The organism is Acidocella aromatica (assembly GCF_014201825.1).
In the GTDB taxonomy this organism is placed as follows: domain Bacteria; phylum Pseudomonadota; class Alphaproteobacteria; order Acetobacterales; family Acetobacteraceae; genus Acidocella; species Acidocella aromatica.
The window spans coordinates 209401-229213 of record NZ_JACHFJ010000001.1 but is presented as its reverse complement, the minus strand read 5'-3'; the positions used below and the strand labels follow the sequence as shown (position 1 = coordinate 229213).

Here is a 19813-nt window from a genome sequence, read left to right as displayed (position 1 = left end):
GCCGGGCAAGAGAAGCGTCAGCATGGAGGGGTGCATGAGGATTTTTGCTCCGGTTTTAGCGGCCAGCCTGGCGTTGGGTGGTGTGGCTTTGGCCCAGGTGAACGACGACCCGACCGGCCCGCAGCCCAAGCTGCAGACCGAGCAGCTCGGCATCAAGGGCGATGACGGCAAAACCTATAATTTCACAGTGGAGGTGGCCGCCACCGCGCAGGAGCAGGCCTATGGGCTGATGTTCCGCTCTTCGGTGCCGGCGGGCACAGGCATGCTGTTTCCCGTAGATCCGCCGTCCGTGCAGCTGTTCTGGATGAAGAACACCATCGTGCCGCTGGATATGGTGTTCATCGGGGCGGATGGCACGATTAAGACCATCGCCGAGAACACTGTGCCGTATAGCCTGCGCAACATCTCCAGCAATGTGCCGGTGGCCGCCGTGCTGGAGCTTGCGGGCGGTGCCACCGCGGCTGATAATATCAGTGTTGGCGATAAGGTGATTGCCAAGCAGTTTGGCGGGGGCTAATCCCGGCTGCACAATGTCGGGGCGTGGCGCAGCCTGGTAGCGCGCTTGTTTTGGGTACAAGAGGCCCCCGGTTCGAATCCGGGCGCCCCGACCAGATGGAAGGAAGAGGTTATGCGGGCTCGAATTTATCTGCCGCCGAAATCCGCCATGCAGTCCGGCTTGGCGCGCACGCATCGCTGGGTGCTGGAGTATGAGCCGGAGCACAAGAAGGTGATCGAGCCGCTGATGGGGTGGACTGGCTCGGACGATATGCGCCAGCAGATCCGCCTCAGCTTCGAGACGCAGGAAGCCGCCATCGCCTATGCCAAGGCGGAAGGGATTCCCTACGACCTGGAAATCCCCCCGGCGCATACCCGCAAGCCCAAGGCCTACGCCGATAATTTCCGCGTCGACCGCAAGGAAAACTGGACGCACTGACGCGTCCAGGCTAGCACGGGCTGGCTTGCTTCAGCGCCCTTAGCTCAGTTGGATAGAGCACGAGACTTCTAATCTTGAGGCCGATGGTTCGACTCCATCAGGGCGCGCCAAATCTCCCAAGAAATTCCTGCGAGATTTGAGAGCCCCTGCGGGGCGCCCCCGGACGCCGGGGCCTCTGCCCACCACAATCCCCCCGATGGCTCCATTTCGCCGCCGGACGTCGCGTGGGACGCGCGCGGCGGTCTGCACCAGTTCGCCAAGACAAGTCCCTGCCGGTGCAGGCCGAGGACATCAGCGAACAGCTCGCCGGACAGGCCCAGCACTCTTTCTGCACACTCCCCGGTCACTTCGCCACCGGACTGCTTCCAGCCGGGCGAGCGTGAACCCAAGTGCGGCCGCGCAGCCCGCCGCGCCCCAGCCAGCTCCCCATCTCGGCGCGCGGCAGGTGCCAGTGGCACCTTGCGACCACCCGTGATATGATCCCGGTGCGCTTGGCAGCGCATCGAAAAACAAGGCGGCCCCCTATGTCGGGTGGCCTGCCGAATACAACACCCGGAACCTAGTTCCCGGAGGCAGGCCGTGGTCTCGCCTCCTTGGGGAATAGGCAGGGAGTGGTTCGCCTTGTTTTTCCACTCTGCCAACCGCCCGACGCCAGGAGGCGTCGGTGGGCAACTGCGCCCGTTCGTCCTGTGGCAGGGGCGGCGGGCGAAAAACAAGGCGAGCAATGTACACACCTGCACTGGCGGGCGCTTTGGCGCGTCCCGCGTTCGGCGGACCAGATTCCGCCGATGAGGCCGTGCTCACGCCGGCCGCCATTCCCATCTACGTCATCTCCCTCGACCGTGTGCCGGAGCGCCGGGAGCACATGCGCGCGCAGATGGCGCGCCTCGGCCTGGCCCACGAGATCGTCCAGGCCGTGGACGGGCGGGAGCCGATCGAGGGGCTGGAGCGCATCTACGACCGCAGCCGCCGGCTGCGGACCTACGGCAGCGACCTCACCCTGGCCGAAATCGCCTGCTGCCTCAGCCATCTGGAAGTCTGCCGGCGCATCGCCGCGAGCGAAGCGGGCATTGGGTTGGTGCTGGAGGACGACGTGGTCCTCTCGGACACGGTGGCGCCCGTGCTGGCCGAGCTGGCCGGCATGCGGCGGGGGAGCTTCGAGGTGGTCCGGCTAGCCGGGCTGCGCGAACGCCGGGGCAGGATCGTACGCCGGCTCTCCGGCGGGTACGACCTCGCCCGCCTCGCGGTCGGGCCCTGCGGCGCCCAGGCCTACGTCGTCACCGCCGCCGGCGCGCGCAAGCTCATCTCCTACTGCACGCCGATCACCCAGCAGATCGACATCGCCCTGGACGAGACCTGCTTCAACCGCCTCGACACCTACGCCGTGCTGCCCTACCCGGTCCGCCACGAGACCGGCATCGCCTCCACCATCGGCGAGCGTGCGGCCGACGACGCCCGGCGCGGCCCGGCGGGGCTGTACCAGATCGCCCGCCGTACCCTGCTCCGGAATTTTGGTGCCGTGCACGGCTTGCTGCGGATGTACTTGGCGTGACCGGCGGCACCCTCCGCGACTGCTGCCCGGCCTGCGGTTCGGCCGACCTGGCCGCCGCCTTCACCCGCGCCGAGTGGCGTGCCGCCGCCCCGGACATGCGCCAGGATGACGAGGCCGCGATGCAGGCGGACCCGGACCTTGCCTTCGGCGCCATCCTGCGGTGCAGCGTGTGCGGCACGGTCTGCACCGACCGCGTGCCCACGCCTGCGGCACTCGGCCGCTTCTACGGGGCCTACCGCAGCAACACCGCCTACCTGGCCAAGCTGGACAAGAAGCTCGCGCGGGACTCGCGGCGCCTCGCGTGGCTCAAGCGCCTCGTGCGCGGCCGCCGCTTCCTGGACGTGGGCTGCAACATCGGCTGCACCGTCGAGGCCGCACGCCGGCACGGCTTCGACGCCACCGGGCTGGAGTTGGGCGAGGACGCTGTGGCGATCGCGCGCGAACGTTTCCCGGGCAATGAGTTCCTGACCGGCACACTGGACGCGCTGCCGCCGGGGCGGCAGTTCGATCTCGTCCAGTGTGTCGAGGTGATTGAGCATGTGCCGGACGTTCCGCGCTTCGCGGCGGGGCTCGCCGCCACCGTCGCGCCGGGCGGGGTGCTGTTCCTCACCACGCCGGACGCGGGCCATTGGCGGGTGCGTGGTGACCTGCTGCGCTGGGAGGCGCTGCGCCCGCCGGAGCATCTCGCCCTCTTCACCCGTGCCGGCGTGCGCGCTGCGCTGGCGCCGCACTTCCGGCGCATCGTCGTTTTGCCCAACGCCAAGCCCGGCGTGCGGGTGCTCGCGTTCAAGGGAAAAAGCTGAGGGCCGGCGGAGCCAAGCTGCGTGCCTGGCCCCGCCATGCAGGCTCACGCCGCCGCAGACGGCCCGCCGGAGAGCCACGCCCAGATGGCGCAGATGCCGGCGGCGGTGGCGATGACGTCGATCTGGGGCGCGAGGCGCAGCTCGACCTCCGCGCCGAGCAGCGCCATGACCAGCGGCACCGCGAGGGCGATCTTCACGGCGGAGGGCAGGCGGCGCCACAGGCTGCGCCTTCTGGGCGGCGGGAGCTGGATGCGGCCGGGTTTCGTCTCGGTCTGCATGTCGGCGGTTCCTTTCTGGTTGGGGTTCTGGATCGTTCGGGGAAGGCGCAGCGGCGCCTTCCCCGTCTTCGTGCCGGTCGCGGTGGTGGCGGCCTCGGCTTGCCCGGCCTACGCCGCGTCTTGCACGTCTGCCTGCGCCGCTTCGGGCTCGGGTAGGAGGTTCCACGCCCGCGCCGCGACGGTGGCGGTGTCGATCAGCCTCTGCGGGGCGTGGTGTGCGTACCTCAGGGTTGTGCTGAGCTGGCTGTGGCCGAGCACCCTGCCGATTTCGTTGAGCGGCACGCCGGAGTTGGCCAGCGCGGACGCGAACGAGTGCCGCAGGTCGTGGATGCGCAGGTCATCCGCCAGCCCAGCGGCCTTCTTCGCCCGCCGCCACGCGCCCCGCACGCCCTCAACCGGGCTGCCCGCCCGGCGGCTGCTGGGGAAGACGTGCGGGTTGTCCGGGTGGAGCTGCCGCTTGGCGAGCTGGCGCTGGAGGATCGCTGTCGCCAGGGCCGAGAGCGGGATGTGCCGCACGCGGCCGGATTTCGAGCGCGAGGGAGGCACGGTGAGCAGCCCGCGTTCCAGGTCCACGTCTTCCCACTTCGCCTGCAGCGCCTCGCCCCGGCGGGCGCCGGTGACGGCGAGCAGCATCAGGGCCGAGGCGGCGGTCTCGTCCGGGTCGGCGTCCAGCGCTCGGAAGAGCGCCTGCGTCTCAACCGGGGACAGATATCGGTCCCGGTGCTGCTCGGGCAGCATCCCCGGCGAGCCGGCCGGGTTCCGCCCCTGGAGGAGCCCCCATCGGATCGCCGCGTTGAACAGGGCGCGGACGTAGGCGAGATGCCGGTTGACGGTGGCGTTTGCCAGCCCCTCGGCGACCAGCTTGCGGCGCAGCTCGGCCACGTCCTGGGGCGTCACTTCGTCCAGCACCTTCTTGCCGAGCGCAGGCAGGATACGCAGGCGCAGGTACACCTCGACGTTGTACGCTGAGCGTAGGCGCTCGCGCGCGTGCGGCAGGTACCGTTCCCGCGCGAACTCCTCCACGGTGGGGACGGCGCGCCGCTTCGCCTTCTCCGCTGCCGGGTCGCCTCCCAGACTGACCTCTGCCCGGAGCGTCTCGGCGCGGCGGCGGGCCTGGTCCACGGTGACGTCGCCGAGGCGGCCGAGCCGGATTTCGTGCCGGCGGCCGCGCGCGTCCGCGTACCTGAAGTAGAAGGTCACGCCCGAGGCGCGCTGCTCGGCGATGAAGCCGGCGAGGCGGTCGTCGAAGATGCGGTGCTTGGCCGCGCCCGTCGGCAGGGGCGGCAGCTTCTGCATGAGCGTGCGCGTGATGGTGCTCGCGGTCATGGGGTTCCTCTTCTGGTTGTGGGTGGTCGGACGCGGGCGCCGCTGGGGCGCCGGCGTGCTGCTGGCGGGGTGGTTCGGGCGCTGGGCCGGGTGGGCGATGCCTACCCGGCCGTGCTTTCGCGGCGGCAGGCCTGGACGAACGCATCCAGGTCTTCCAGCCGGTACCGGACGAACTTGGCGGAGAGCTTGACGAAGGCGGGGCCGCCGCCGCGCCCCCGCCAGCGTTCCAGGGCCTCGACGGTGGCGCCCAGGCGTTCGGCGGCCTCGCGCGGGGTCAGCAGCCGCGCGGTCTCCGGCCCGGCGGCGATGGTGGCGATGCCGCTCTGAGCGGCGGCGTTCTTCTCGGCCATGTCTGTCTCCACTTTCAGGCGCCGGCGGCGGCGATGCCCCGGCTTCAGCCATGGAGATGTTTTGGAGGCCGGCATTGGCCGGCGGAGGGAGCCGCTCGCCGCCACGCCGGGTTGGGCGGTTGGCCGGGCGGCCCAAATTCCGCCCGGCGCGTTGGCGATTGGCAGGCGCTGCTGGTCTGGGTCTCACCCCGGCAGGCTTGGCTCCGCGCCCCCGCCCCGCGCGATCCGCACGCGCACGATCTCGGCGGCCAGCGCGGCCTGGACGGCGTTCCTGGCCTGCCAGACCCGGCGCAGATACGGCGCCCGCTCGGCCCAGTCCCGCAGCGCCTCGGCCAGCACGAGCAGCACCTGCTCGGGCACCACGCCCTCTTCGCGGCTGGCCGGGTCCGGGCAGAGCGGCAGGGCCAGATCGCCGCACCACGCCAGGGTCCAGGCGTAGGGAGAGGCGCGGCCGGAGGGGCCGTACTCTACCCCGGCGCCGAGGGGCTCGCCCGCTTGCATCTGTCTGCTGGCCTCGCCCAGCGCTTCGAGCACGGTGAGCGCGCCGCCTTCCGGCGCCCTGGCGTGGTCGAGCGCCATGCGCGCCTGCAGCACCAGCAGGAGCTGGCGCAGGCTCCAGCCCGCCGGCGCCGTGCAGAGCGTGCCGTACCGCACCGGCACGCCGAGGCCGTCGGAGCCGGTGTCGAGCATCACGCCCCAGAAGCCCTGCCCCCAGTGTGGCAGCAGGTCGGTGCGGGTGAACACCACGAACCTCTCGCCGTCCGCCGTCTGCCGGACGGCGGCGATGTCCTTCTCGCTGATGTCGATCACGGCCGCGCGCCTCCTTTGGCACCGGGCCGGTCGATCTCGAAGACCTGCCACAGGTCGTCGCTTTGGATGCAGACGGCCACGCCCTCAGGCACCCAGAAGGCGTTCAGCTCCTCTTCGTCGGGTGCGTCGTTGCGCAGGAAGAGGTCGGCCGGCTCGCGCACCTCGATGCCGAGGCTGCGGAGGTACAGGAGGACGCGCAGCGGGTCTTGGCCGGTGCGCACGGCCTCAGCGAAGTCCACGCGCTGCACTTCGGGCAGCCGCTCGGGGCTGGAAAAGCGCGTCAGCAGCGCCTCCAGGGGTTGGATTTCTTCGTCCATGTGATGCTCCAGACGCAGCAGGCCCCGCCTTTTGGGGGCGGGGCCTGCTGCTGGTTGGGGTTGGGTGCAACGCCCGGCCTGCAACGGCCTGGGCGGGAGAATCACATGCGGCCGGGTGCTGGCGCTGGCACGCCCGGTCTTCTACACCTCGCCTTCGTCAACTCCGCCCAGAGGGCTGGTCTCCACCTTGGCCAGGGCCTGCCGGGCCGCCTCCAGCTCCGGCGCCACCGTGAACAGGCGCGGCAGGCGCGGCGTCACGGCCAGCGCGCCGGCGGTCTGCATCTCCTTGAGCGCCAGCAGGACGGGGTTGCTCGGGGCTTTCCCGCGCATGTCGAATTTGCCCTCGGCGAGCAGCCGCTCCAGGGCCTGGTTAGCCAGAGGCTCCACCTCCGCGCCGCGCGGCCGGCCGGCGGCGCCCACCTTCTTCGGTGCCGGGGCGGCCAGGCGCAGCAGCGGTGCGAACGCCAGCAGGAAATCCGCGCCGGTGCGCGGCACGGCCACAAGGGCCTCGTTGAGTACGTCCACCGCCTCGTTCAGCAGGGCCTCGGCGCCGTGCGCCAGATGGGCCAATTCGTCCGCGACGTCCGCGCCCAACAGGCTCGGCGCGGCACTGGGGACGCGCAGGCGCTTGCGCAGGGCGGAGACCACCGCGCGGCTGCGCAGCGAGACCTCCACCCTGACGAGGTCCGACCGCTTCGGGTACGCCTTCCTCTCCGGCGCGTTCTTGGTGCCCTCGTGCCAGGAGACGGCCAGCCCGTTGCCGAGCTGGTCGGCGAAGAACCGCCCGCGCTCGTGCCGCGAGCCGAGGATGGGGCGGTCGCGCAGGCGGCGGACGAAGTGCTCGGCGCCGTCCTCGTACAAGTAGTCGCGGCAGAACTCTGCCTGCTGCACACGCACCGCGCCTCGGAGCTGGTTTGAGGCGACACCGGCGGCCTGTGCCAGCGCCGCCACGAAGGCATCTACCGCCTCGGCCACCGCGCGAAGCTGGCGGGGCAGCAGGTCCACATAGGAGCCAGGGGAGTACGGCTCGGCGAGGTTGTCCTCGCCGCCCCTGCCTGCGGCCAGCGGGGAGGGGAGCAAGGAGCGCAGCGCGCGCATGGGGTCCGGCAGGAGCGTGCTGCCCCGGCGGATTTGGAGCCTACCGGCGCCGTTGGGGACTAGGGTGAGCTGGCCAGCCAGGGAGACGGAGGCACCGCCAGGCAGGTGGACAGGCGCAGGGCCTACCTTGAGCTTTTGGTCCAGGGCGGCACCCGGTTCGGGCGCGCGGAGCAGGAAGCCGGCGCGGGCCAGCGCCCGGCAGAATTTGGACGCCTCGCTCGCCGTGGCCTTCACGGGGAGCAGGATGTCCAGGCTGAGCTGGATGCGGTCCAGCAGCACGTCCGCCGCCTGGACGGCGGCAGACGGGGGCACCCCGCTCGCCACGGGGCCAACCCCGGGGTCTTCGACATGATCCGGCACGCGTGTCTCCCAGCAGAATCCGGCGCGAGGGTGGCCAGAGAGGGCCGAGAAAGCAAGTGGTGGAGAGATTTTCGAGCGGAAACAGCACTTGCAAGTACCTGCCGCCCCTGGGCCGGAGCCTCCCTCGGCCCGTCCCCCCAAAATCCCCCTAGGTGGATGCCGGTGGATGCGGGCGATCCACGGCCATTGCGGGCACGGCATGGGCTGGAGCCCCGCCGGAGATGAAGCTATTTTCACCCAAATGGGGCAATCGCGGCCGATCGCGGGTAATTGTTACTATATCGGAATGATACTTCTAATCTTGAGGCCGGTGGTTCGATTCCACCAGGGCGCGCCAAGCCTTTGCTTTGCCTCAGTTGCTGGGCTAGGCTTATCCCCAGTGTGTGGCTTAAGTCTCCGTAGCTCAGCAGAATAGAACGTGTTTTAGACCCTGCCATCCTACCCGTGGTGGTACAATTTGGCGTAATCTTGGTATTGCGTTGGTGGTAAGCCTACCACTCTGCCACTTCTTGGCCGTATGTTCCATTGCATTGCCAATGCAGCTAAAGCTCTATAAAATAGGCAAAGTCTGCAGTGCCCTCGGTTCTGTGGGCGGTTAGTTTGGTGGAATGTGTCCGCGTAGCTCAGCAGGATAGAGCACAGGATTCCTTTTTAATTGGGCGTTGCACTTGGAAACTGTGCAATGGATTTGCTCAAAGTCGGGGAACGCTACGGCGCTTAGGCGCCTTGCCAATCCCGAGCCAAGCCTCGCAAGAGGAAGGTGTAGAGACTGGATGGGCAACACCTAACGGGCTTCGGTCCCATGGTGAAGGGACAGTCCAGACCACGAACGCCCGAAAGGGCGGCGGTGAAAGCCGAAGTGGTATGAATCCTGGGGTCGTGGGTTCGAATCCCGCCGCGGACGCCATTCTCGAACAAAAATAATAACTTCCCCAGGGGGGGGCTCCGACTGACTTTTAGCTAGAGACAGGTTGGTTAGGCCCCGTTGGCGTCCCTATAGCCGTAAAGTTGCCGTCTTTCTTGCCCAAGCTAGGAATGTCTGGAAACTGTCAAGCTGTAGGTTTCAATCATTCATTTCAAGCGTCGATGACTTCGATCCGCAGCGGAGTACCACCAGCGGCGATCGCAAGTAGGCGGTCGACATTCGGATGCGCGCCCGGGCGGTTGCGCGCATCGGCTGTATGCTCGGCGAATACGACCAAGCCGTGTTCAGCCGCTTTCGCGTCCAGGGTGCCAAAGACCTGTTTTAGGTATTGGTAAACTGCTAGGGAGCCTTGCTTGCCCGGTTGATTCGCGATGCTGGCGACCACAGCCCCCTCCCTGTTGATGAGGTCGATGCGCTGCACGTCATCGATGGGCGGCAATTGCTGAAAATTATCCTTGAAGGTCGCGCTTGGTTGGATCATCGCCAGCATCTCTCGAATTCCTGAGTTAATTGCGAGGCGGCATGTAACACACTTCTTCAAGTGTCCGCTAACAGGCGAGCGAAGATTTCTGCCCAACGGCTGCCTTGGGTCTGGCGCGGTCACAACTGGATAAGCTGGTGATCGCCGCCGATGCCACTGGCGAGGTGGCGTGGATAAATTCCTGTCAACTGTTCGCGCAAGCATTTGAGCTGACGCCAGAATATTGAAATCTGTCCCTGGATGGACGAGATGAGGGGCGAAAGGAACCGTTTATATGAGACTACCCCACCTGTGCCTGTTGGCACTGCCTTTGGCCCTTGCCGCCTGCAATACCAATGGCGCCCGTGCGCAAGGGGATTTCAACGCGGCCGGCAATAATCTTGGCCAAGGCCATATTGGCAGCGGTTTCAATGCCATTGGCCGGGGCTTTAGCGACGGGGCCAACGCCACGGGCGACGCCATTGTGCATACGGCGCATCAGGTGGGGAATGCGTTCAGCCAATAAGCTCCAGTGCCCGCGGCAAGATGGCGGCGGTCGCTCCAGAGAAAGTCTATCGAGTTTCGTCTTCCAAGACACCGAAGGCGACTTCGCAGCCCTCGTCAGTGGTCGTAAGCCTCGCCGAGCCGCCTCTTGACATGGTTCATATCGCCACTCCAGGGGCAATGGTTTAAATTCGTCCACGCCACCTAAAAGCTGTTGGTTTCCCCCAGACCATACGACGCAATGACACTGTCCAATAATTTAGACAAAATGAGCCGGGAGCGGAGGGGCGGAAAACCATACTGTCCGTCGGAAGCTGAAATGACCTCTCCACGGATCAGCCTGCGATAAATGGATGGCGTTGGCACTCGTCTGTCACTGGCTCGTGCGCGGCGGGTAATTAGCGACTCCGCTGCTTCTCCCATTTTTTTGTCAGTCTGTCGCGCTTCAGGCGTGACAAGCGATGGATCCAGAAAATGCCGTCCAACTGGTCAATCTCGTGCTGTAGGCAGACGGCGAGCAACCCGTCCGCTTCTTCTGCTGCCGGGACACCGTCAATATCCTGGTACCTCACACGTACGCGGGCCGGCCGTTCAACTGTCTCGATAGCGCCGGGCATGGAGACGCTGCCTTCCTCATGAATTTTCAACTCAGCGGATTGCCAGATGATCTGAGGATTTACGTATATGCGTACCTCGCCCGGTATTAATTCAAGAACGATAATACGCCATGATTCGCCAATATGCGGCCCCGTGATGCCAATGCCGGGTGCTGCGCGCATGGTGTCGATGAGGTCGCCGGACAAGGCTTTCAACGCGCCATCGAAGACGGAGACGACCGCCGCGGGCTGCCGTAGACCCGGATTTGGAAATTTTAGGATGTCACGGATGGTCATTGCGTTATATCTAGCCTGAAATCGCTGCGGCCTGAAGCTGCCCGGTGTACAAGGCCGCCGAAGCCACCACCCGGAGCGCTGTTAGCCCTGGAGGACTGGCCAGAGAGCGGTCTGACCGCTCTCTGGCTACTCGAGGACAAGGCTGCCAATCCCAAATCGACCAAAGTCTGGCATAGGCAGGGATTTTTCATTGGCCTCCCTAATCCTGCTGATGCTGCGAGACCAGCACAGCGCCGATATGCTCATCTCCCCGTTGGCCAGCCAGATTTTCCTGCCGCTGGCGCTCCCTATAGCCGGCGCGTTGCTCATCGGTACGTTCGCTATGGCAAGCAGGGCAGCTAACACCGTCCTCGAAGAGGGGAGATAAACGGTCTGCCTCGCTCACAGGACGGCGACAGGCGTGACACAAGCCATGCTTGCCCAACTCAAGGCCGTGCCCCACCGCGACACGTTGATCGAACACAAAACACTCTCCCTCCCAAAGGCTTTGCTCCGGCGGGATGGTTTCCAGATATTTTAAGATGCCGCCTTGCAGGTGGTAGACGTCATCCACCCCCTCCGCCATGAGAAAGGCGGTCGATTTTTCGCAGCGTATACCGCCCGTGCAGAACATCGCCACTTTTGGTGGCGTGCCTTCGCCAAGCAGCCTATTGCGCTCGGCACGGAACCAAGCAGGGAATTCACGGAAACTCCGTGTTTGCGGGTTGATGGCACCGGCGAAGCTACCAACCGCCACCTCATAGTCGTTACGCGTGTCGATCAGGATCGTTCCTGGCTCGGAAATTAGAGTATTCCAGTCCTGAGGTAGAACATAATGGCCAACGTTAACCAGCGGATTGATGTTCAACTCACCCATCGTGACAATTTCCCTTTTGATCCGGACCTTCATCCGGTGAAACGGTGGCGATGGCGCACGGGAGAATTTAACGTCGATGTCCGCGCAACCTGGTAATTGCCTGATATGGGCCAGCACTTCGCCCATTGCTTCATCCGATCCGGCGATGGTACCATTGATCCCTTCGCGGGCGAGAATCAGGGTGCCCTTCACGCCTTGCGCGCGGCAAAGCTTTATCAAAACCTCTCGAATGCCCACACAATCGTCAAAGGACGCAAACTTATAGAGTGCGGCGACACAGACAGACAGGTTGGCGGCGGCCCCTTCCTCGGGCGCAGTGTGCTCTAGCAATGACATCGCTGACGATTAGCAGGAATACGTACTGCCGTCATGATCAAGCCTCCATTGGCTGCCAAATGCCGGCCCTGCCCCAAGGTATCATGGCGCCATGCTAGCCGTTGCCCTCATCGCCCTGCGCTCGGCCGAGTTGGCCAAGCATATTGCATTTTATTTCTAGATATCGTGACGGTTGGATATGATAATGGTATGCGGATAAAGTTACGTTTCGACATTAATGTTTTTTGGACGCGTAGATGAAGGGAAAATAATCCATAGTCATTTGGCGTAGAGGTATAGTATTGACGTAAAGTCGTCGTTGTTAAATCATAACGTGTAACGGGATGGCGATATACAACTTAAGAGAGTCGTCCCTTTAAAAAATATTACAGAGAGGAACTGCGCCGATGGTTGCCCATCATCCAGTTCACACGGAGTTTCAGGCGGGAGGCCTGTCTTATGGTAGAGATGAAGCGGATAAAAGGCAGGAATTTATCGTTGGCGACTGCGCCACCATGCGAGAGGTTTTCGAGCGTATAAGGCGTTTTTCAAAATATGATGCCCCAGTACTGATTTCCGGGGAAACCGGAACAGGCAAGGAACTGGCGGCGCAGGCAATCCATCAAAGATCCGAGCGCAAGAATGGGCCGTTTATTGCCATAAACTGCGCCGCGTTGCCGGCATCGCTAATCGCCTCTGAACTATTTGGTTACGAGAAGGGAGCTTTCACAGGAGCGTTGACCCGGAAGCTCGGGTTGATAGAGCAAGCCAATAACGGCACTCTATTCTTGGACGAGATTGGGGATCTGCCGCTTGATCTGCAAGCTCATATGCTGCGTTTCTTGCAGGAGCACACCATTACGAGATTGGGCGGTCATACCGCAATCCAAGTGAACGCCCGTGTGATTTCGGCAAGCCACGTTAATCTCGAGGCGGCCATGGCCGCAGGGATATTCAGGGATGACTTGTTCTACCGCTTGAATGTTCTGCCATTACGTATGCCGTCGTTGCGGGAGCGTGAAAGTGATTTGTTGCTTCTGGCGACATATTTCCTGCGCCGGATAACAAAGGAGCTTGGCACCGACGTTATGGAGTTTACGCCGGAAGCGAAATCCATCATCCAGGCTTACTCGTGGCCGGGCAATGTAAGAGAAATGATTGCCGCGGTCAGGCGGGCTGTTGTCATGAGTTCATCTAACGTTATCAGGGCTGAGGATCTGGCAATTCAGATAAAGCCGGAGATTGAACAGCCCAAGACTTCACAAGTGCTGCCGCTTGCGCGTCGCCTCCAACCTGGTTCCGATCAGGAAAGGAATGTCATGCTGCAAGCTTTAGCCAGAAATCGGAATAATGTGACGAAAGCGGCTGCCGAGATAGGTGTTTCTCGCGTCACGTTTTACCGTATGGCAAAGCGCCACCCGGATGCACTTCAGAGTATATCCCGGCAAGAACCGGATATCTAAGTCCGATAGCTGCTATTGGCTGATGCCATTAATGGTAATAACTTGGCTGCCTGAGATTATACTCTGTTGCTGCGGCGAGGGCTTCAACTCATCCCACAATGTGATTGTGCCCAGCGGCGTTGACGACTTATTGAGCGAAGGTCCTTGCAACCCCGTCCCTTTGACTGATGCCATCGTATTATTGGCAAGCGGGAATAAAGTTATGTCGGCAACAGGCAGGATATCAGCTTGATTCATGCCTTGAGCAAGAGACCTGGCCGGCATGATAATGCTGGCCAGGGTCACACCCAGGAAGCAACTGGTGAGCAGGCTTAGCCGTATTCCCCGTGTCTTTGCTGTATTTCTGCGCTTCATCTTCGGGTCTTTCACTATTGCCTTATGAAACTGTTTCCTGGCTGGTTGTGCTGAAAATAAAATCTGGCTTCAATTATTTGAAGCTACCATTATTATAGTAAAGAGAATTTTGAATATTTGTATTAATTTGTTGTTGTGTAAGCCAGGGGGTCATTCCCGTGATCGCGATATTCATTGTTGTCGCGACACCAACCAGCGCATTATTTGCCTGATTGCTTACAACATTAGAAATTCCGCTGCCACCGAGTGTGGAGACGATGGTGGTCAGGCCGCTATTGGCGGTACTGGTCAGAGTGATATTGGAGCCTGAGGCTGGCGTAATGGTATTGCTGCCAGCGCCATTTGTTACGGTGATTGGTATGGCAGATGAAGCCGAGGTCAAAGTTACATTCGGAACCATGATGCTTTGGATAACCGTGCCTCCAACAGTATCGATCTGCTGAAAGGCAAAGTCGATCGATAAAGATGGGCTGATATCAAATCCCCCACGTATCGCCCCAAGTTGGGCTGATGTCAGTTGCACAGCGCCTGGTATGGTTACGATCGCTGGGGCGGAAGGCAAGGCGTTGGCGGCCGGAGCCAATAGGGCTGCGGCCGCCGTGCCAGCAAATAGTGCATATTTAGGTAAGCCGCGATACAACATCGTTTCATGCTCCCGTTTTACACCAGGCTAGAACCTTGTTGGATCAGGCATGGTAACTTCTTGTAGTGTAGCCAAGTTAATCATGAACCTGGTGAGATCGATCGGAGCGCCTGGCTCTCCGGCCCAATCCTGATGGTCGTTAAAACTAGCTCGTGCGGCCGGAAGGTCGGCCAGAACAATAAAGAATATCCCAGACCATTGCTTCTGAAAGCTGGATACCGAGACGGTACGCAGGCCAATTGCAGGGTCGGCAAGCAATACGTTACCATCCTGGATGCCGCGTAGAACCACAAAGTGCTTGTACCCATGCTCGTTGATCAGCACGATCGCCGGCACCCGGATTTCAGCCAACTTTTCCAGTGGCGCACGAAAACCGCCAGACGGAATGCCATGGCGGGTGAGGTAGTCTTTCATGTCAAGCAGAGAGAAGCCGGATTCTTGGATCGCCTTCTGATCGCCGTTCATGAACATATCGATGAAGACGGACGTTTCAGTCGCCGGCATATGATATGTAAAGAGCAGCAACGTTGCCAAAGCCGCCGATCCGCACGAAAAATCATATTTCTGCTTGATCGTCGTACTGAATTTTCTTTCCTGGAAGCTTTGAATATGGACATCGGCATATCCAGATCCGACCGAGAGACCATTAAAACTGATCTGTCCAGCGTGTGCGCCCGATGTTCCAAGGAAAGCGCATGTCAGCAATCCTGTCACTAATTTTATTGTTTTTTGCATCATAGCCACTCCAGGGTCGATGCTAGTGAACGACGATGTTCACAGTCATACTACTTTGCAAAAGAGCATTGTTACCCGTATTTTGTAATATTGTCGTCAGGCCGGTGTTGTTGTTCACGGACTGATTGTTGTTGATGGTGCCGGTCGGCGAGTTGTTCGCAGTATTGTTTGAGTCGGTGCCAATATTCACTGAAGCTACGGAAAGGGCTCCGCCTCTGAGTTTGGCTAGCTGACTGCTCTCTACCTGAGTATTCCCAAGGCTACTGAGTATTGCGCTGGAATCGTCGGTGCCAGAAGCGAGAGCGGAAGGCGCCGTGGAACATAAAATTCCCGCGGCAACAAGACATGGAACCGCGGCTTTGATCATGTTCTTCATTAGACGCTCCTAAACTAGAAATTACGATACCGTAAATTTATAGTTGGATACACCAACCCCGCATGGCACTTGGTGTAGTGCCATGCGGAGCCAATGCTGCGGTGCAGGGGAAAGTAATCAGAAGCCGCCGTTGAACCCGCTGCTGCCACCGGTGACATAGGAGCCAAGCGCCACGGAGTTCTGCTGCAGAGAGGCATTGCCGGTATTCTGCTGCACGGTGTTGATGCCCGAGCTCGCGGAAATACCAGTGGTCATGCTGGCATCGCCGCTACGCACCATGCCGCCGCCAGAACCATGCTCGCCCTCGCGACCACCACCGCTGGTGCCCACGAACACGATATCCTTCACTTCGCCATTATTCATGGACGTAGCCAGCTTGATATCCTGGTGCACATAGGTCTTCGTGACCGACAGATAGTCGTTGCCGACATTTGTCAGCGTCTTGGTGAAGTCCAGAGTGTTAAACGAACCCTGGTTGCCGGAACTCGTGGTGTTCAGCGTATTGCCGTCGGTCGTAATCGCGGTGCCGCCAGTAGTGGCAGCGCTGCTGCTGCCAGTCGAAGAGGCGTTCTTAATTGGAAGAGAGGTGGTGTTGTTGGAGTCCAAGGCATTGCCGTTAGCAGTCACCGCGGTGCTACCGGAGGTGGCGGAGCTGCTGCCGTTATCGGCGGTGGCGTTCTTCACCGGAACCCACACGTTGGTGGTGGTGGTGCCGCCACCAGAGCCGCCATGGTCACCAGGGCCGCTAGCCAGTGCAACGCCGCCGGCCAGAAGAAAAAGAGCGGAACTCGTCAGAAGCAGTGAGCGCATGATAGTCCTCCTCGTTTAATTAGGTGAGTTTGATTGGCTTCGCATGACGGTTGATGCTGCAACACGATCACGCAAGAACTACAGCAAGCCGTGTGCCAGAGTTTGTTCTTCAGATAATTTTATGAAAAAAATAAGCTAATTCATTGTGTTGTGTGTTTGTATTCAACCTGAATCGCTGCATTTTTTGCGTATGCAGCAACTGTTAAAGTTGTAACTTTTGACTGTAACACGCGTAACGCGGAAACAGTCTGGAAGATACATCGTGGGCTTGATAAAGAATAAAATACGGTAAAGAAACATAAACTCGTTTACAAACTGAGTTACGGTGATCCATAGTAAGAAAAAAGGGAGCTTGCCATGCCTCGGCGTTCAAGCGTTTTTTCGGGCTGTCACATGGATTCGGGAGACTTCAAACAGCAATCTTTTTCTGGCGCGGTGTGCGGCGTGATCTCGCCAGATCTGCCGTGGGATAGATTATGCGTACCCGCGGTTTCTGTATTTTCGATGTCTTTTGCAATGGCGTTGGCGATGGCTGGCCCAAGCCATGCGGAATCAGTGCAGGACAAGATAACGACACTTGCGGCGTCTATCGCGGCGCAGCAGGCAAAGCTGAATCAGGAAGAGTTACAGCTAGAGCAGCAATCTCTGGAGCTGAATCGCCAGCAGCAATTGCTGGACAATGAGATGTCCAATCTGCGTGGAGCGGGTGAGGTCAGTAAGACTAAGGTAAAAGTTCCAGCAGATACCACGGAATATACCGCCCCTGCGCCGGCTACAGATCAGCCAGCCCAGGCGCCCACACAACCTGTTGGCGCTGAGCAGCAACAGGCGCAGCAGGAGAATCAGGACCAGCAGACAAAGGTCATCCTTCAATCCTCCACAGTGCTTTCCGGCACGGGCGGGGTATTGACGCCAAAAGGCCAGTTGCTGCTTGATCCTTCGGTGGAATATGATTACTGGACCCAGAACCAGCTCAACCTGAATGGGTTCACCATTATCCCAGGAATTACCTTCGGTAATATCTACATCTCTCGTGTGGATCAGCGCTTTCTGACGGCAGCGCTAACGGCGCGTTATGGCGTGACGGACAATCTCGAGATTAACCTGAAGATTCCCGTTGTCGGTGCGTTCGGATCGATGACGGCACAGGCCGCCGGTCCCAACGCCATACCTGTACACACCAGCCAAACCAATGGCGATATCGGCGATATTCAATTAGGCGCCTCGTATCAGTTCAACAGCGGCGATAATGGCTGGCCGGTCTTTGTCGGCAATTTGATGTTCAAGACCGCCACGGGCCAAAGCCCGTATGATGTTCCGATCTACAGCTCGGCGAGCACCAACCAGACCGCCAGCGACCAGCTTTTGCTGGGCGTGCCGAAGAAGCTGCCCACCGGCACGGGCTTCTATTCATTGGAGCCAAGCCTGACGGTGTTCTATGCCACGGCACCTGGCGTGCTGTTTGGAAATCTGCAATTCGTCCAGAGCTTCGGAAGCCATTTTGATATCCCCAATCCCGGCGGCGGTCCGGCGGTGCATGAATATCTGAAGCCGGGCCAGGCGGTGGCGGGTACGTTTGGCATCGGCTTCGCGCTGAATGACAAGGCCTCCATGACCTTCAGCTACCAGGAAGAGCATGTATTCGCGTCCTCGGCTGGCGGGCGGCAGATCGCTGGTTCGGCCTATGATTTCGGTACGTTCAATTTCGGCCTGGGCTATGCGATTACCCCGATGACCAATCTGAATATCGGTGTGGGGATCGGTGTCGGGCCTTATGCCCCGGCGGCGAAAATCCTCGTCGAACTCCCGACGCGCTTCAACCTCTTTTAAGTGCAATCGATCCGGGCCGCGCTATGCGGCCCGGATGCATTTGGTTCAGGCGGCGAGCGCGGTTTCCAGGCTGCGCAGCGGCAGGTCCAGGGCGTCAGCCACGGCCTTGTAGGTAATGGCGCCGCCCTGCACGTTCAGACCGTCCCGCAGGTGCTTGTCTTCAGCCAAGGCCTGCTTCCACCCCTTATCCGCCAGCGCCACGATATAGGGCAGGGTGGCGTTGTTCAGCGCGAAGGTGGAGGTGCGCGCCACCCCACCCGGCATATTGGCCACGCAGTAATGCGTCACGCCGTCCACCACATAGGTGGGGTTGGTGTGGGTGGTGGCCTTGGAGGTCTCGGTGCAGCCGCCCTGGTCGATGGCCACGTCCACGATCACGGACCCGGGACGCATGGTCTTCAGCATTTCGCGGGTGATGAGCTTGGGCGCGGCGGCGCCAGGGATCAGCACGGTGCCGATGACCAGATCGGCCTGCGCCACCAGCGCGGCCACGGTGTTGCGGGTGGAGTAGGCGGTCTTCACGCGAGTGCCGAAGCTGGCGATGATCCGGCGCAGAGCATCCGGCGAGCGGTCGACCACGGTGACATCAGCGCCCAGACCAGCGGCCATCAGCGTGGCGTTGGTACCGGCAACCCCCGCACCCAGGATCACGACATTGGCCGGGTGTACGCCCGCCACGCCGCCCAGCAGGATGCCAGGGCCGCCATAGGCGTTCTCAAGATACTGCGCGCCAACCTGCACGGACATGCGGCCCGCGACCTCGGACATGGGTTGCAGCAGTGGCAGGGTGCCGGTGGGGCTGGTCACGGTCTCATAGGCGATGCAAGTGGCGCCGGAGGCCATCAGGTCCTTGGCCTGCTCCGGGTCCGGGGCCAAGTGCAGGTAGGTGAACAGAAGCTGGTCGGCGCGCAGCTTCTTGCGCTCCACGGCCAGCGGCTCCTTCACCTTCACGATCATCTCGGCAGCCTTCCACACGGCGTCGGCGTCAGCTGCGATTTTGGCGCCGGCGGCGATGTAATCAGCGTCGGTGAAGCCAATATTCTTGCCAGCGTTGTGCTCCACCAAGACCTCATGGCCTTTGCTCACCAGCTCATGCACCGCGCCGGGCACCATGCCCACGCGGTCTTCACGGTCCTTGATTTCCTTGGGTACGCCTATACGCATTTTTTCTGTCCTTCTGGTTTGGTGCTGGCCGCAACGGCCAATGATTGAAGGATAATGCTAGTCTTGCGTAATTTTTTACGATTTATGGGTGGAGTATCATTAGAAATTGGCTGAATATTCGAGTTATTCAAGAATAGTTCGAAGAAAATATCATGCCCGCCCTAGATGACACCGATATCAAGATTCTCAACGCTTTGCAGCAGGACGGACGGCTAAGCAATGCCGAGCTGGCGGCCAAGGTAAACCTCTCGCCCTCAGCCTGTCTGCGGCGGCTGCATCTGCTCATGGCGGGGGAGTTGGTGGCGGGCACGCATTTGGTGCTGGACCAGAAAATGGTGGGCTATCCGGGTACGGCCTATGTGTTTCTCACGCTCGACGGGCAGGACCGTAAGCAGCTCGACGCCTTCGAGGCGCGGATCAAGCTGATCCCGCAAGTGCAGGAGTGCTACCTTTTGGCCGGGCAGGCCGATTACCTCCTCAGGGTCGTCTATAAGGATTCGGAGGATCTGGAGCGCCTGCATTCCGAGGTGCTGACCCGCCTGCCGGGCATAAGGCGGGTGCAGTCCACCATGACGCTGCGCACCGTAAAGCGCACGGCGATGCTGCCGCTGTAATGGACATAAAAACGGGGCAGGTGGTGAACCTGCCCCGTTTTTA

Annotated in this window: 23 protein-coding genes and 2 tRNA genes; 10 read left to right on the top strand and 15 right to left on the bottom strand. The window is 61.3% G+C overall.

The window, feature by feature from the left end:
- Positions 1-34: 34 nt before the first annotated feature.
- The 6 genes from HNP71_RS01155 to HNP71_RS01130 all read left to right on the top strand — a co-directional run bounded on the left by HNP71_RS01155 (position 35) and on the right by HNP71_RS01130 (position 3289).
- Positions 35-517: a DUF192 domain-containing protein gene (locus tag HNP71_RS01155; RefSeq protein ID WP_183265007.1), complete on the top strand. Its 483-nt coding sequence runs from the start codon at positions 35-37 to the stop codon at positions 515-517.
- A gap of 17 nt (positions 518-534) precedes the next feature.
- Positions 535-611: transfer RNA gene (locus HNP71_RS01150), tRNA-Pro, on the top strand.
- Positions 612-628: 17 nt separating this feature from the next.
- Positions 629-934 (top strand): ETC complex I subunit, encoded by a 306-nt coding sequence (locus HNP71_RS01145; RefSeq protein ID WP_183265006.1) that lies wholly within the window; start codon positions 629-631, stop codon positions 932-934.
- A 33-nt stretch (positions 935-967) separates the two neighbouring features.
- A tRNA-Arg gene (locus HNP71_RS01140) sits at positions 968-1044 on the top strand.
- Positions 1045-1658: 614 nt separating this feature from the next.
- Positions 1659-2486: a glycosyltransferase family 25 protein gene (locus HNP71_RS01135; RefSeq protein ID WP_183265005.1), complete on the top strand. Its 828-nt coding sequence runs from the start codon at positions 1659-1661 to the stop codon at positions 2484-2486.
- The gene (locus HNP71_RS01130; protein ID WP_183265004.1) at positions 2483-3289 is read left to right on the top strand and encodes a methyltransferase domain-containing protein; all 807 of its coding nucleotides are present in this window, start codon (positions 2483-2485) and stop codon (positions 3287-3289) included. Before HNP71_RS01135 ends, HNP71_RS01130 begins: the two co-directional genes overlap by 4 nt.
- 44 nt (positions 3290-3333) lie before the next feature.
- On the opposite strand, the gene HNP71_RS01125 is transcribed toward HNP71_RS01130, so the two are convergent.
- From HNP71_RS01125 to HNP71_RS01095, 7 genes are all read right to left on the bottom strand, one after another.
- A complete protein-coding gene (locus HNP71_RS01125) occupies positions 3334-3567 on the bottom strand; it encodes a hypothetical protein (protein WP_183265003.1) in 234 nt (77 codons plus the stop codon).
- A gap of 108 nt (positions 3568-3675) precedes the next feature.
- The gene (locus HNP71_RS01120; RefSeq protein ID WP_183265002.1) at positions 3676-4893 is read right to left on the bottom strand and encodes a tyrosine-type recombinase/integrase; all 1218 of its coding nucleotides are present in this window, start codon (positions 4891-4893) and stop codon (positions 3676-3678) included.
- Positions 4894-4994: 101 nt separating this feature from the next.
- On the bottom strand, positions 4995-5255 hold the full coding sequence (locus HNP71_RS01115) for a helix-turn-helix transcriptional regulator (RefSeq protein WP_343062170.1): 261 nt from the start codon (positions 5253-5255) through the stop codon (positions 4995-4997).
- A gap of 171 nt (positions 5256-5426) precedes the next feature.
- A complete protein-coding gene (locus tag HNP71_RS01110) occupies positions 5427-5903 on the bottom strand; it encodes a hypothetical protein (RefSeq protein ID WP_221246562.1) in 477 nt (158 codons plus the stop codon).
- Positions 5904-6049: 146 nt separating this feature from the next.
- Positions 6050-6370 (bottom strand): hypothetical protein, encoded by a 321-nt coding sequence (locus tag HNP71_RS01105; RefSeq protein WP_183265000.1) that lies wholly within the window; start codon positions 6368-6370, stop codon positions 6050-6052.
- Positions 6371-6511: 141 nt separating this feature from the next.
- On the bottom strand, positions 6512-7828 hold the full coding sequence (locus HNP71_RS01100; RefSeq protein ID WP_183264999.1) for a hypothetical protein: 1317 nt from the start codon (positions 7826-7828) through the stop codon (positions 6512-6514).
- 1076 nt (positions 7829-8904) lie between these two features.
- On the bottom strand, positions 8905-9243 hold the full coding sequence (locus tag HNP71_RS01095) for a DUF2322 family protein (protein ID WP_221246561.1): 339 nt from the start codon (positions 9241-9243) through the stop codon (positions 8905-8907).
- Between the two features lie 265 nt (positions 9244-9508).
- Here HNP71_RS01095 and HNP71_RS01090 point away from each other — a divergent pair, with 265 nt between their 5' ends.
- Positions 9509-9739: a hypothetical protein gene (locus HNP71_RS01090; RefSeq protein ID WP_183264998.1), complete on the top strand. Its 231-nt coding sequence runs from the start codon at positions 9509-9511 to the stop codon at positions 9737-9739.
- Positions 9740-10115: 376 nt separating this feature from the next.
- Here the strand turns inward: HNP71_RS01090 and HNP71_RS01085 are convergent, their stop codons facing one another.
- Entirely contained in the window at positions 10116-10610 is a 495-nt protein-coding gene (locus HNP71_RS01085; protein WP_183264997.1) for a peptide deformylase, read from the bottom strand.
- A 199-nt stretch (positions 10611-10809) separates the two neighbouring features.
- Positions 10810-11802, bottom strand: coding sequence for an oxygen-dependent tRNA uridine(34) hydroxylase TrhO (gene trhO / locus HNP71_RS01080; RefSeq protein ID WP_183264996.1), 993 nt, complete (start codon positions 11800-11802; stop codon positions 10810-10812).
- Positions 11803-12188: 386 nt separating this feature from the next.
- Here trhO and HNP71_RS01075 point away from each other — a divergent pair, with 386 nt between their 5' ends.
- On the top strand, positions 12189-13244 hold the full coding sequence (locus HNP71_RS01075; protein WP_183264995.1) for a sigma-54 interaction domain-containing protein: 1056 nt from the start codon (positions 12189-12191) through the stop codon (positions 13242-13244).
- Positions 13245-13256: 12 nt separating this feature from the next.
- On the opposite strand, the gene HNP71_RS01070 is transcribed toward HNP71_RS01075, so the two are convergent.
- From HNP71_RS01070 to HNP71_RS01050, 5 genes are all read right to left on the bottom strand, one after another.
- Positions 13257-13613: a hypothetical protein gene (locus HNP71_RS01070; protein ID WP_183264994.1), complete on the bottom strand. Its 357-nt coding sequence runs from the start codon at positions 13611-13613 to the stop codon at positions 13257-13259.
- Between the two features lie 58 nt (positions 13614-13671).
- Positions 13672-14241 (bottom strand): hypothetical protein, encoded by a 570-nt coding sequence (locus HNP71_RS01065; protein WP_183264993.1) that lies wholly within the window; start codon positions 14239-14241, stop codon positions 13672-13674.
- Between the two features lie 27 nt (positions 14242-14268).
- The gene (locus HNP71_RS01060; protein WP_246344008.1) at positions 14269-14979 is read right to left on the bottom strand and encodes a C39 family peptidase; all 711 of its coding nucleotides are present in this window, start codon (positions 14977-14979) and stop codon (positions 14269-14271) included.
- 19 nt (positions 14980-14998) lie between these two features.
- Positions 14999-15352, bottom strand: coding sequence for a hypothetical protein (locus HNP71_RS01055; RefSeq protein ID WP_183264992.1), 354 nt, complete (start codon positions 15350-15352; stop codon positions 14999-15001).
- A 117-nt stretch (positions 15353-15469) separates the two neighbouring features.
- Positions 15470-16162, bottom strand: a complete 693-nt coding sequence (locus HNP71_RS01050) for a hypothetical protein (RefSeq protein WP_183264991.1) — start codon at positions 16160-16162, stop codon at positions 15470-15472.
- Between the two features lie 393 nt (positions 16163-16555).
- On the opposite strand from HNP71_RS01050, the gene HNP71_RS01045 reads away from it, so the two are divergent.
- The gene (locus HNP71_RS01045) at positions 16556-17992 is read left to right on the top strand and encodes a hypothetical protein (protein ID WP_183264990.1); all 1437 of its coding nucleotides are present in this window, start codon (positions 16556-16558) and stop codon (positions 17990-17992) included.
- Between the two features lie 45 nt (positions 17993-18037).
- Here HNP71_RS01045 and ald read toward each other — a convergent pair whose 3' ends face one another.
- Positions 18038-19156 carry an alanine dehydrogenase gene (ald, locus tag HNP71_RS01040; RefSeq protein WP_183264989.1) on the bottom strand — a complete coding sequence of 373 codons (1119 nt, stop codon included), beginning with the start codon at positions 19154-19156 and terminating at the stop codon, positions 18038-18040.
- A 152-nt stretch (positions 19157-19308) separates the two neighbouring features.
- Between ald and HNP71_RS01035 the strand changes: the two genes are divergently transcribed.
- Complete coding sequence (locus HNP71_RS01035; protein WP_183264988.1) at positions 19309-19770, top strand: Lrp/AsnC family transcriptional regulator; 462 nt, start codon at positions 19309-19311, stop codon at positions 19768-19770.
- Positions 19771-19813 lie beyond the last annotated feature (43 nt).